Raw genomic sequence first — 11,774 nt, 5'->3', positions numbered from 1 at the left:
GCTGCCGCTCTAGCCCCCCGGCCCGCGCGCTGCGGCGGTCTGGCGGGCGCAGTCGATACTATCGGGGGGGGGGGGGGGGGGGGGGGCGGCCCCCCCCCCCCCCCCCCCACTTCTCTTTTTCCTGGGGTAGTTCCCGGATGTTCAGAAGCCCCCGATGTGGGAATCAATGACCCCATGAGTTGGGAGTGCGCTGTCGTCGGGGGTGGTGCGGCCGGGTTGAGCGCCGCCCTGGTGCTGGGCCGGGCCCGCAGGCGGACGATCGTCGTGGACGGCCAGGACCAGAGCAACCGCGCCTCCCCGGGCATCGGTGGCCTGCTGGGATTCGACCAGCGGCCGCCCGACGAGCTGTACGCGACCGGACGCCGGGAGCTGTCCGCCTACCCCAGCGTCGAGTACCACCGGGGCGAGGTGCGCAGCGGCCGCCGTGTGGACGGTGGCTTCGAGCTGGAGTGCGACGGCGGCGCGACGATCCAGGCCAAGCGGGTGCTGCTGGCCACCGGGATGTCGTACTGCCCGCCGCAGCTGCCCGGGGTCGCCGAGCTCTGGGGGACGTCGGTGTTCCAGTGCCCGTTCTGCCACGGCTGGGAGATGCGGGACAAGAAGCTGGCGGCGCTCGCCGCAGGCGAGCAGGGCATGCACACGGCGCTGATGCTGCGGGGCTGGACCGACGACGTCGTGCTGCTGACCGACGGACGCTCGGAACTCAAGCCCGACGACGAACGGGTGCTGCGTGACGCCGGGGTGACCCTGGACGACCGGCGGGTGGTCGAGCTGATCGGCACCGACGGCTGCCTGAAGGAGATCGCGTTCGCCGACGGTTCGACGCTGGCGCGCGACGGCCTGCTGGTGGAGGCGCCGGTGCGCCAGCGGACGCCGCTGGCCGAGCAACTCGGCGCCGCGTGCACGCCGGGTCCGCTGGGCACGGAGCCGCTCGGTATCGACGAGATCTACCGCACGAGTGCCGGCGGGGTGTTCGCGGCCGGCGACGCCTGCACCGAACAGCCGCATCTGGCCGGCGCGATCGCGTCGGGTGCACAGGCGGCAATGATCATCGTGCAGAGCCTGCTGGCCGACGAGTTCGGCCTGCCGTACCCGCCCGCCTAGTCCTGTACGGCCTTGGCCAGGGTGACGAGCCTGGTCAGGGCGGTGTTGTCGTGCAACGACCGGGCCGCTTCGCGGACGATGCGGACGATCACCCAGGCGCGGGCGCGGTCCTCGTCCAGTCCGGCGGTGTCGATCAGGGCGTAGAAGCGGCGCTGCACGCCGAAGCGCGGGTTTCCGGTGAGCTCGTCCCATCGGTGCCACAGCATCGGCGCGATCTCGTAGGCCGGGTCGCCGTTGACCGGGTCGGGTGAGATGGCGAGCCAGGGTTCGCGGTCGGCGGCGAGGACGTTGCCGTAGTGCAGGTTGCCGTGCAGGACGTGGTCGGCGGGGTGGGTGGCGAGCTCGCGGCACAGTGTGGTGGCCCGCTCGACCAGCCGGTGCGGGATGGGCGCGCTGCGGGGGAGGGCGGCGAATTCGTCGGCCCAGTCGTCGAGAAGGTCTGTCAGCGAGCGCAATTGAGGCATCGCCGGTACGTGGAGGCGACGGTAGAGGCGGGCAACGATCTCGCAGGCCGCGGTGTCGTCGAGGCAGTCGAGCGATTGCGGGTGCAACCGCTCGAGAAGGACGGCGCGACGGTGCGGATCGGCGCGCAGCAGGCGGGCGGCGCCGTCGCCGTTCCAGCGGCGCAGAACGAGATGGGCGTGCTCGGCGCCGCCGGTCTTGAGCACGGCGGGCGCACCGGAGGCGCGGACGGGCAGCACGGCGGTCTCCGGCGTGCGGACGGCGTCGCCGTCGGGGCGCAGGCTCCATTCGTCGACGAGGTCGTCGAGGTCGGTCACGTCATCAGGATGGCACCGCCGGATTGATATTGACTGACAGAAGTTAGCTGAAGACGCTTGACGGGTATACGCTCATATGTTGTCCGACGGCGAAGTGAAGGTAGCGGGTCACGGCGTCCGGCGCTCTCGACGCCTGATGGGAGTTGGCTGGGGTCGATGCGCTGCCAGCCATGGCGTCGTTGGTAGAAGCGATTGGGCGGTTCGCTAGGGGTTCGTCCGGGTCGCGGAGGTGGCAGCGAGCGTGAGGGGTGCTCGCTGCCCTTCCATGCGCGCACCGTTCTAGCCTGGCGGTGTGCTGACCGAACTCGTCGACCTGCCGGGCGGTGCGTTCCGCATGGGGTCGGTCGACTTCTATCCGGAGGAAGCTCCGGTGCACACCGTCTCGGTCGCACCATTCGCGATCGAGCGTCATCCGGTCACCAACGCCCAGTTCGCCGACTTCGTCGCCGACACGGGCTACGTCACCGTCGCCGAACGCCCGCTGGACCCGGCCGACTTCCCCGGCGTCCCACCGACCGAACTCATTCCCGGTGCGCTGGTGTTCCGGTCCACGAGCGGACCGGTCGACCTGCGCGACTGGCGTCAGTGGTGGACATGGCAGCCCGGCGCCTCGTGGCGGCACCCGCTCGGACCTGAATCGTCCGTCGAGGACCGCCTCGACCACCCGGTGGTGCAGGTCGCCTACCCCGACGCCGCGGCGTACGCGGCCTGGGCCGGGCGACGGCTGCCCAGCGAGTCGCAGTGGGAGTACGCGGCCCGGGCCGGCGCGACGACCGCCTACGCATGGGGCGACGATGCCCAGCCCGACGGCAGGCTGATGGCCAACACCTGGCAGGGAAGATTCCCCTACCGCAATGACGGTGCGCTCGGCTGGGCAGGCACGTCGCCGGTCGGCACCTTTCCGCCGAACAGGTTCGGTCTGGTCGACATGATCGGCAACGTCTGGGAGTGGACCACCACGCCGTACGCCCGGCAGCACCGCATCGACCAGCCCGCCGAGGGCTGCTGCCCGCCGCCGCCCGCCCCGTCCGGGGATCCGACGCTCAATCAGGCGCTCAAGGGCGGGTCGCACCTGTGTGCGCCGGAGTACTGCCACCGCTACCGCCCCGCCGCGCGGTCGTCCCAATCGCAGGACAGCGCCACCACCCATATCGGTTTCCGCTGCATCGCCTGAGGGGCGCTGACCAGGCTCGAAGGGCGTCTCGGGGTGCGTGCCCGCGCGCCGCTGACGGGTCAGCTGTAGATTGGGGGTAGGCCGTCCTCGTCCCTGCGCTGCCGTCCCGGCAAGCGTGGCACTTTCTAGAGACGATCAGCCTGCGATTCGAATCTCGCTCGCTTTCGGCCCGACGTACGGACGCAACGTCCGCTTTCGAAGGATTGATACATGGATTCCTCAGGATTGTTTTCACATCCCGACCGGCAAGAGGCCGCACAGACACAGACGCCCGAACCGGTGAAGTCACCCGCTTTCTCCGACAACGGCTCTTCGGTGCCTGATTCGCATTCCTCGTGAACGGCCTGAGCGGGTCGCGGCGACTGGCGCGGCCCGTCAGGTTGGCCCTGGCCAGCCGCTCCGGCGGCCACATCGACGGTGCCTGGTGGCCGCACACCGGGTCGGTCGCCCACGAACTGCCGGGGCTGATCGAGTGCCTGCACAAGCCGCTCGGTGAGATCCTCGACATCGCCATCAACTGGTCGGTCTCCGAGGGACCGCTCGACCTCGACACCATCGTCAACGGCACACGGTCGGTGGAGTCGGCGAAGTTCCGGCGACCCCGCCTGATGGTCGTCGACGGCCGAGACGGCTGCCTGAAACTCCTGGTGATCCCGCACATGACGTCGCCGGCCTTGGGTTCCATCGTGATGCGCTGCGCGGCGGCCAAACCGTTCCGCGAGGAGGACCGGGGTGGCAAGCAGGCCGAGACCGCCGAGCTGGTGATGCAGACCGCGGAGGTCGAGAGCGCTAAGTGGACCGCGCTCATGCGCGACGAGAAGGCGGCAGCGAAAAAGCCTGTGCGCAAAGCGAAGACTGCGGTCTAGTCCTCCAGCGCCCGGCCGACGATCAGCGGGTCGGGATCGCCGACGACGTCGGTGTCTTTGTCGTCGTAGTCGAACTTCGAGAGCAGGAACCGCATCGCGTTGAGGCGGCCGCGCTTCTTGTCGTTGCTCTTGACGACGATCCACGGCGCGTAATCGGTGTCGGTGGCGACGAACATCTGCTCCTTGGCGCGGGTGTAGTCGTCCCAGCGCTTCACCGACTCCAGGTCCATGTCGGAGAACTTCCAGTGCCGCAACGGGTCGACGAGCCGGATCGCGAACCGGGTGCGCTGCTCGAGCGGTGACACCGAGAACCAGAACTTGGTCAGGTTGATGCCCTCGTTGACGATCATCTGCTCGAACAGCGGTGCCTGACGCATGAATTCGCCCTGCTGCGCTTCGGTGGCGAAACCCATCACCTTCTCGACACCGGCGCGGTTGTACCAGGACCGGTCGAACAGCACCATCTCACCGGCGGTGGGGAAGTGCCGCACGTAGCGCTGGAAGTACCACTGCGACTTCTCCTCCTCGGTGGGCTTCTCCAGCGCGACGGTGCGGGCGCCCCGAGGGTTGAGGTGCTCCATGAAGCGTTGGATGGTGCCGCCCTTGCCCGCGGCGTCGCGGCCCTCGAAGACGATGACGTGCCGTGCGCCGGTGCGCTTGCTCCACTTCTGCAGCTTCAACAGCTCGATCTGCAGGTTGCGCTTGCACCGCTCGTAGTCGCGGCGCGGCATGCGCTCGTCGTAGGGGTAGTGCTCGCGCCAGGTCTCGATGGGATTGCCGTCGCGGTCGACCAGGACGGGGTCGTCGTCGTCCTCGTCGTTCACGGTGTAGCCGTGGTCGGTGGTCGACAGGGCTTCAAGATCGATGTCGGTCTTGCTCATGCCACCCACATTTAGCAGATCGCCGCGGCCACCTCTTATGTTCAGGGCGTACCGTCGCGACTATCGGGCAGCTCTTTCGAGCGAACATGCCTGACTATGAAGGACACTCTCATGGCGTCGCCGACCACATTCCGCAGTCCCTACGACGTCCGCGTGGAGCTCGTGAAGGACACGATCACCGCTCACTCGAAGCTCAAGGACGATGTCGCCGGCGAACTCGCCGTCCACGTGTTGCATGCGCTGAGCTCGATCCCCGAGCGGGTTCGCTGACGCCTTCGGTTCTGGATAGCTCAGTCCCATAACAGGTTCCACACTCGTCGCTCGACGTCGAGTGAGGTGTCACGCGCTATCGTTGCGAGGGGTGCGCGTGAAGTGGACCGGTGGGTTGACCCGCCGGTCCATCTCCGGTAATTGCTCGAAACTAGTTCGAGTACAACGCTTTTGATTGACCTACCCATCCGTGAGCAGGGCCGTTCAGGCGTATGATGGGTCACACCGGCGGTATGTCGCGCGCGACCATCTGAGATTGTGTCGCCGTCGGTTCACACGACTGGCCATTGCGGCCCAGACGGGATCATTCCCATGGCAGTACAAGAAGACATTCGCGCAGCGTCCGGTGCGGAATCCGAGCGGCCCAGGCTGCGGTTGAAGGAGTCGGCGCTCGCCACCGGATATGTGGACGGCGCCTGGTGGCCGCACGGCGGAGACCTGACGACCGAGCTTCCTGAGTTGCTCGAGGGGCTTTCCGAACACGTGCATCCGATCGCCCGAGTGACATACGGCCTCGCCGAGTGGGCGCCCGCCCCGGCCAAGGTCATCACTGCCGGCGGGGTGGTCCGCATGGATGGCTACAGCCGCCAGCCGTCGAACACCATCGGTGTCTCCGACGGCCGCGGCCACGAGGTCATCCTGTTGGTGGTGCCCGCCAAGACCGAGCCGGACCGCGCGCACGCCATCGTGATGGCCGCGTCGGGAGCGGGTGACGCGTCGAGTACCGAGCACCTCCTCGCGACCCACGTGAAGGCATTTTGAGTCCGGCGGCCAGACGCGACCATCTTCGGCCGGTGACCACCCGGCTCGGCCCGGCCGACGCGATGGCGTTGCACACCCAGACCCCCACCACACCGGCGCACACGGTGTCGCTGGTGATTCTCGGCGGTACGAAGGACCTCAGCCACGACGTGTTGTGTCGACAGGTCGCCGCAGCCGTACCGCGGCTGGCGCGGTTTCGAAGTCGACTCGTGGGCAAGCCGTTCGGGATGGGTCAGCCTGTGTGGGCGGAGATCGAGCACTTCGACGCCGCGCGGCACATCCACCGCACGACAGTGCCGGCGCCGGGGGGCGTACGCGAACTCGCCGAACTGACCACAGCGCTGAGTGGCGCGCCGCAGCATCGACGTCGGCCGCTCTGGGAGGCGTGGACGATCGACGGCCTGGCAGGCGGCCGGTGGGCGGTGGCGGTTCGCATGTCGCCGGTGCTTGCCGAGGGTGGCCTCGGCGTAACGGCGTTGTGGGACACCCTCCTGACCGGCACGCCGGCCGCCGACGATGTCGTGGCGCAGGTCGAAGTGGGCTCGACGCCAACGAAAGCTGCGCTCGTCGCCGACATGATCAGCGAGATGGTGGAGAACCAGATCACCGGCGCGTGGATGGCGGCGGACACGGTGGCGGGTGCGGTGCATTCGGTTCGTGACCGGCTGCGCGAGGCACGCGTGACCGTGCTCTTCGGACCCGCCGTGGCATCGATGCGTGGCCCGGTGCCGACGACGGTGTTCAATGCGCCGCTCACGCAGCGGCGATCAATCGCGTTCGCGACGGCGGTCCGGACCGACGTGGAACTGGTGAGCGACGCATTCGGCGGGAGTGCCGCGAACGTTCTACTGGCCGCGTGCACACTGTCGCTGCGTGAATGGCTGCAGCGCCACGGCGACGTTCCCGACGAACCGCTCGTGATCGCGGTCGCGGAGGGGGAGGTTCGGGTGCCGGTGCAGCTCGACGACCCGGTTGAGGTGCTCACCAACATGCACACCGCGACCGAGAGGGCGAACGTCGCGGGCAGCGATTCCGACGAGACTGCAAGCGAGGGTGACGATCTCGCGAAGGCGGTCTCGATGCTGTGGCCGTGGGCGGCTCACGCGGGTGCGCGGGTCTACAGCGGGCTCGGTCTGGCCCAGCGAGGCGCAGCGACCCGCCACGGCAGCATCTCGTTCCTCGGCGAGAGCACGGGCACGCTCTACTGTGCCGGTGCCGAGGTGGTCGGGATGTACACCGCCGAACCGTTGGTCGACGGGAGCGGACTGAACATCGCCGTGACGTCGCACGCCGACACGATGGACGTGTGTGTGAGCGCCTGCCCGGACAACGTCGACGACGTGGAAGACATCGCACGCGGCGTCGCGGAGGCGGTCGACGTCCTGGTGGCGGCGGCCCAACGGTCGCCGCGCGGACAGGGCCGGTCCGTCGTCACGCAGATGGCGTCGCACAGCAGGCGGGGCTGACACCGTTAGATTCGTACGGTGACGGGCTCAAAGTGGACGGTGGACGGCTCACACGGCGAGCTCGTGGTGACGACCGGCGTCACCGGCCCGGCGGCGAAGATGGGCCACCGGCTGACGATCGCTTTCAGGTCCTGGACGGCCTCGGTGGAGTGGGACTCCGACGAACCCGTCGCGGTGGAGGTGTCGGTCGACGTCGACTCGCTCGAGGTGATGCGCGGCGAGGGCGGCGTGAAGGGACTGTCGGGGCCGGAAAAGATGCTGGCGCGCTCGAATGCGCTGGAGGTGTTCGACGCCAAGAAGTTCCCGACGATCACGTTCCGGGCCGACGACGTCGCGCCGATCGACGACGGCTACCGGCTCACCGGCACGCTGGAGATCCACGGCGTCGCGCGCGAGCGGACGGTTGACGTGCAGGTGTCGGACGCCGGCGACTCGTGGCAGCTGTCGTGTGACACCGAAGTCCTGCACTCCGACTTCACGATGAGGCCCTACTCGATGGTGATGGGCGCGATGAAGGTCGAGGACGCGGTGGCGGTGTCCTTCAGCGCGGAGCATCCGAAGGGCTGATGTGATCCCGGATGAAGTGCAACACCTCATCGGCGGTGGCGAAGCCGCCGAGGTGACTCTCCTCCGGCCGCAGCACGAGGGTGGCGTCGGGCAGCATGTCGATGGCCTTTTGGGCGTCGGCCAGCGGGACGATGTGGTCGGAGTCGCCGTGCCACCAGCGCACGGGCGCCTGCACGTCGGCCAGCTTGAAGCCCCAGTCGCGGCCGAAGAGCCGGGCATCGTCGACGATCGCCTGGAAGCCGCCCTTGGAGAGCAGCACCAGGTCGTCGATGAACATCCCCTCCATCTCGGGGTCGTGCAGAACCTTCTGGTCGCCTTCGGGCGTGGTCCGGGCGTAGGCCAGGCAGCCAAAGTGCGCGATCGGCAGGACGGGCGTCAGCAGCGCGGACATCGTCGCGGCGAGCGGCCGGCGGAGGCTCTGCAGAACCGGCGCGAACTTGCGCGCGAGCTCGACGGCGCCGGTGGCGAGCGCGTCGGGGCCGACCGACGGGACGACGCCACCGAGGACGGCGACCGCCTGAACGCGGCTGGCCAGGGGCGGGACGGCTGCGCAGGCCAGCGCGTAGGGGCCGCCGCCGGAGAGCCCGACGACTGAGATCTCCTCGGCGCCGAGGATGTCGACGACGTGGCTGACGTCCGCGACCCAGTCGGCGATGGCCTCGTAGGCGTACGGGTCGGACAGGCCGGAGCCGGGCCTGCCCAGGACGATCACGCGCAGGCCGAGCTCGACGGCGGCGCGGCGGCCACAGAGCGGGAACTGGCGGCGGCCACCGGGGGTGCCGTGGAACCATAGCACGGTGTCGCCGTTGGGGTCGCCGAACTCGGCGAAGCCGATGCGGCGGCCGTCGGGCAGGGTGAACCGGCCTTCGGCGCGCGGGTCGTCGACGCGCGGGACGCGGTAGGGGTGGCGGATCAAGTCGTTGAAAGATGTCATCTCGGGAACTGAATGTAACGGTGCCGTTGCCTCAAAGGCGAACTTTGGTCAGGCGCAGCCCACGGTGTACAGGCGCCGCGCGCACAATCGCGGGATGGCTGACTCCCGTCCTCGCCGATCCAGGCGGCTCCTGGACTCCATCCGCAAGGAGATCCCGGAGGCATTGGCCGAGGGGCAGGACCACGACGACGCGCAGGTGGCGGCCATGTTGCGGGAACTGGGCATCGCGCTGATCGAGTGCGAGCAGCCCGCGCAGATGGTCCAGGCGCGGCTGCTGACGATCGCCGCGCAGTACACCGACGAGACCGTCCGGATCGTCGCGCTGCCGACCGCGCTGGTGGTACAGGTCGGCAATATCGCCTACGAGGTGGAGACGGTGGTCAGGCCGACGACGCAACTCGACCTGGCGGGCCGGGTCGATGCGATCGCCGAGCTGGCCGAGGTCGGCGCGATCACGCCGGCGGACGCCGCGCGCGAGACTGCTCTGGCCCGGTCGATGCCGCCGCGGTTCGGCCCGCTCACCACGGTCGTCGGTTACACGATCACCACGCTGGGCTTCGGCATGGTGATCAACCCGACGTGGGCATCGCTGTGGGGCTACGTGTTCCTCGGCTTCGTGGTCGGCGTGATCCTGATGCTGGGGCGGCCGTTCCCGACCCTGAGCGCGGTGCTGCCGACGCTGGCGGCCGCGGTGGTGACGATGCTGGCGACGTGGTTCGTCGCCGACGCGGCCAACGACGGGTTGCTGCGGGTGATCAGCCCGCCGCTGGTGGCGCTGCTACCCGGGCTGGCGCTGACGATCGCGGCGATGGAATTGGCCAGCGCGCAGGTGATCTCGGGCGCCACCCGGCTCATCTACGGCGTCACCCAGCTGGCGCTGCTGGTGTTCGGAGTGGGGCTGGGAATCCACGTCGCGGGTCAGCTGCCGCCACAAGCGCCGTCGCCTCAGATGGGACCGTGGTCGCTGTACGTCGCGATCGTGGTGATCGCCGTCGGCATCTATTTCTACCTGTCGGCGCCGAAGGGATCGCTGCGGTGGCTGGTGGCGGCGGTCGGCGTGGCGCTGGTCGGCCAGCAGGTGGGTGGGCTGTTCCTGTCGCCGACGCACGCCGGTGCCGTCGGGGCGTTCGTGGTGGTGCCCTTCGCGATGCTGGGCGCGCGGGTGAAGACGTCGCCGCCGGCGATCGTCATGATGCTGACGGCATTCTGGTCGCTGGTGCCGGGCGCGCTGAGCTTCGAGTCGCTGGGCGCGGCGGTGACGGGCGGGGGCGACGACCTGTCGACGTTGGGAACCACTGTCGCCGCGATCTTCTCGATCGCACTGGGGACGCTGATCGGATGGAGCGTATTCATGACGATCCGCGGGAGGAGGCGGTGAGGGCCGGCGATCAGCCCGCCGCCAGCTTCACCAGTTGCCCGAATCCGTTGCCGTCGAGCACATAGACGTTGCCCGCGGCGTCCACGGTCACGTCCCGCGGGCCGCTCAGGCCGCTGACCGGCAGCACCGACTGCTCGCCGGAGCCGGCGGCCAGCGTCACGATCTGGCGGCTGGTGGTGTCGACGACGTAGACCTCGCCGCCCGCGCCGACTGCGAGTCCGTCCGGTTCGACGTTCTCGGACAGCGGCAGCGCCGTCTGATCCTTGCTGTTGAACTCCAGCTTCACCACGCGGTGGTGCGCGCCGTCGTTGGCGTAGACGCTGCCGTCCTTATCGACGGCGATCGCGCGGATCCACGCCAGGTCGGTGAACGGCAACACCGCCTGGAGCTCGAGGGCGGTGGCATAGCCGACCACCCGCTGCCCGTCGGCGACGTACACGTTGCCCATGTCGTCGACGGCGAGGTGCTGCGGGTTCTCCAGGCCGGTGAAGGGCAGTACGGTCTGCTCGCCGGTGGCGGCGGTCCACTTGAGGACCTTCTTGTCGTTGGTGACGTAGACGTTGCCGTCGGTGTCGACGGCGATCCCGCCGAGCTGGGTGAGCCCGGTGAACGGTATCTCGGACTGGTCGTTCGAGCCGGCTTCGATCTTCAGCACCTTGTTCTGGTCGGCGATGAAGACGTCACCTTTCGGGCTGGTGGCGACGCCGAACGGGGACGTGACGCCCTCAAGCGGCACGACCGACTGCCGCGGGTCGGGTGCGGGCGTCGACGAGGGTGCGTTGGTCACGGTGAACGGCAGGTTGGCCTTGCCGATCTCGTTGAGCGGATTCGTGGTCACCGCAGCGACTTCCAGGCCGCCCTTGCCGTCGGTCATCGACGCGTCGAGGGCGACGCGGTACTTCACCGACACCTTTTTGCCCTTCGGCAGATCCTGCACGTCGGTGTAGCCGCCGAGGTAGTCCATGCCGGTGCCCATGGCGGGGTGGTCGAGCGCGATCCAGTTCTGCGTGGCCTGGTCGAAGCGCTCGATGGTGCCCTCGGGGATTGTCAGCGGATTCGGCGCGCAACTGCAGTGCTCGAGGGCCAGCACGATACCGAACTTCGGGTAGGCGACCGGCGAGTCGTTGCACACCGTCACGTCCACCTCGACCGGCGCCGCGCCGGGCTGCAGCGTTCCGGATGGAATGCCGTTGACCGACAACGACACTCGGGCGTCGGCCGGCACCGCCTCGTACGGCTCGGCGGTGGGGACCGGCGCGTTCGCCGGATTGACCGCGCAGTCGGAGGTGTTGGCCGCGGGAGTCGTCGCCGTGCTCGCCGTGTCGGTGCTCGACGAGCAGGCGGCGAGGGCGAGGCTGATGGTCGCGAGCGCGGCGAGACGCCGGAGGTGCTGTGTCATGGGTGTGTCCAATCAGGCGAGGATGGAGGCGATTTGGGATCGGGGTGCGTCGACGAGCGGGAGTAGCGCGGGAAGAAGGCCACGGTGTCGTCGGTGAATGCCGTCATCGCCGTCCCTTGCCTCAGGCCGCCATCGGTCGACGGCGGGTCGTGGAGGTATTCGACGACGTAGCGGTTGCTACCGAACCCAAGTTC

At 68.9% G+C, this 11,774-nt stretch carries 12 protein-coding genes; 8 read left to right on the top strand and 4 right to left on the bottom strand.

The features are described from left to right. The first annotated feature begins 174 nt into the window (after positions 1-174). On the top strand, positions 175-1,104 hold the full coding sequence (locus tag ACPCHZ_RS14465) for an NAD(P)/FAD-dependent oxidoreductase (protein ID WP_423485337.1): 930 nt from the start codon (positions 175-177) through the stop codon (positions 1,102-1,104). On the opposite strand, the gene ACPCHZ_RS14460 is transcribed toward ACPCHZ_RS14465, so the two are convergent. Continuing rightward, positions 1,101-1,883: an aminoglycoside phosphotransferase family protein gene (locus ACPCHZ_RS14460; protein ID WP_423485336.1), complete on the bottom strand. Its 783-nt coding sequence runs from the start codon at positions 1,881-1,883 to the stop codon at positions 1,101-1,103. The genes ACPCHZ_RS14465 and ACPCHZ_RS14460 overlap by 4 nt on opposite strands. Positions 1,884-2,175: 292 nt before the next feature. Here ACPCHZ_RS14460 and ACPCHZ_RS14455 point away from each other — a divergent pair, with 292 nt between their 5' ends. Further along, positions 2,176-3,057, top strand: coding sequence for a formylglycine-generating enzyme family protein (locus tag ACPCHZ_RS14455; RefSeq protein ID WP_423485335.1), 882 nt, complete (start codon positions 2,176-2,178; stop codon positions 3,055-3,057). Between the two features lie 335 nt (positions 3,058-3,392). Then, positions 3,393-3,923 (top strand): DUF5994 family protein, encoded by a 531-nt coding sequence (locus ACPCHZ_RS14450; RefSeq protein ID WP_423485334.1) that lies wholly within the window; start codon positions 3,393-3,395, stop codon positions 3,921-3,923. Here the strand turns inward: ACPCHZ_RS14450 and ppk2 are convergent. Continuing rightward, a complete protein-coding gene (gene ppk2 / locus ACPCHZ_RS14445) occupies positions 3,920-4,804 on the bottom strand; it encodes a polyphosphate kinase 2 (RefSeq protein WP_423485333.1) in 885 nt (294 codons plus the stop codon). The genes ACPCHZ_RS14450 and ppk2 overlap by 4 nt on opposite strands. A 111-nt stretch (positions 4,805-4,915) precedes the next feature. On the opposite strand from ppk2, the gene ACPCHZ_RS14440 reads away from it, so the two are divergent. The 4 genes from ACPCHZ_RS14440 (at position 4,916) to ACPCHZ_RS14425 (ending at position 7,869) form a co-directional block, all read left to right on the top strand. Then, positions 4,916-5,074: a DUF6307 family protein gene (locus ACPCHZ_RS14440; protein ID WP_364973752.1), complete on the top strand. Its 159-nt coding sequence runs from the start codon at positions 4,916-4,918 to the stop codon at positions 5,072-5,074. A gap of 312 nt (positions 5,075-5,386) precedes the next feature. Next, positions 5,387-5,836, top strand: a complete 450-nt coding sequence (locus tag ACPCHZ_RS14435) for a DUF5994 family protein (protein ID WP_423485332.1) — start codon at positions 5,387-5,389, stop codon at positions 5,834-5,836. A gap of 32 nt (positions 5,837-5,868) precedes the next feature. Then, positions 5,869-7,302, top strand: a complete 1,434-nt coding sequence (locus ACPCHZ_RS14430; RefSeq protein ID WP_423485331.1) for a wax ester/triacylglycerol synthase domain-containing protein — start codon at positions 5,869-5,871, stop codon at positions 7,300-7,302. Between the two features lie 18 nt (positions 7,303-7,320). Further along, a complete protein-coding gene (locus tag ACPCHZ_RS14425) occupies positions 7,321-7,869 on the top strand; it encodes a YceI family protein (protein ID WP_423485330.1) in 549 nt (182 codons plus the stop codon). On the opposite strand, the gene ACPCHZ_RS14420 is transcribed toward ACPCHZ_RS14425, so the two are convergent. Further along, positions 7,844-8,803, bottom strand: coding sequence for an alpha/beta fold hydrolase (locus ACPCHZ_RS14420; RefSeq protein WP_423485329.1), 960 nt, complete (start codon positions 8,801-8,803; stop codon positions 7,844-7,846). The genes ACPCHZ_RS14425 and ACPCHZ_RS14420 overlap by 26 nt on opposite strands. A 94-nt stretch (positions 8,804-8,897) precedes the next feature. Here ACPCHZ_RS14420 and ACPCHZ_RS14415 point away from each other — a divergent pair, with 94 nt between their 5' ends. Beyond that, positions 8,898-10,181 (top strand): threonine/serine ThrE exporter family protein, encoded by a 1,284-nt coding sequence (locus ACPCHZ_RS14415; RefSeq protein ID WP_423485328.1) that lies wholly within the window; start codon positions 8,898-8,900, stop codon positions 10,179-10,181. 10 nt (positions 10,182-10,191) lie between these two features. Here ACPCHZ_RS14415 and ACPCHZ_RS14410 read toward each other — a convergent pair whose 3' ends face one another. Then, positions 10,192-11,580 carry a hypothetical protein gene (locus ACPCHZ_RS14410; protein WP_423485327.1) on the bottom strand — a complete coding sequence of 463 codons (1,389 nt, stop codon included), beginning with the start codon at positions 11,578-11,580 and terminating at the stop codon, positions 10,192-10,194. Positions 11,581-11,774 lie beyond the last annotated feature (194 nt).

The organism is Mycobacterium sp. NPDC050041 (assembly GCF_049541695.1).
In the GTDB taxonomy this organism is placed as follows: Bacteria; Actinomycetota; Actinomycetes; order Mycobacteriales; family Mycobacteriaceae; genus Mycobacterium.
This window is presented reverse-complemented; position numbering and strand designations above follow the sequence as displayed.

Bases quoted from the DNA above. Each gene is read 5' to 3' on its own strand.
- ACPCHZ_RS14415 (WP_423485328.1), top strand. From the start codon at position 8,898: ATGGCTGACTCCCGTCCTCGCCGATCCAGGCGGCTCCTGGACTCCATC.
- ppk2 (WP_423485333.1), bottom strand. From the start codon at position 4,804: ATGAGCAAGACCGACATCGATCTTGAAGCCCTGTCGACCACCGACCAC.
- ACPCHZ_RS14440 (WP_364973752.1), top strand. From the start codon at position 4,916: ATGGCGTCGCCGACCACATTCCGCAGTCCCTACGACGTCCGCGTGGAG.
- ACPCHZ_RS14465 (WP_423485337.1), top strand. From the start codon at position 175: ATGAGTTGGGAGTGCGCTGTCGTCGGGGGTGGTGCGGCCGGGTTGAGC.
- ACPCHZ_RS14410 (WP_423485327.1), bottom strand. From the start codon at position 11,580: ATGACACAGCACCTCCGGCGTCTCGCCGCGCTCGCGACCATCAGCCTC.
- ACPCHZ_RS14435 (WP_423485332.1), top strand. From the start codon at position 5,387: ATGGCAGTACAAGAAGACATTCGCGCAGCGTCCGGTGCGGAATCCGAG.
- ACPCHZ_RS14420 (WP_423485329.1), bottom strand. From the start codon at position 8,803: ATGACATCTTTCAACGACTTGATCCGCCACCCCTACCGCGTCCCGCGC.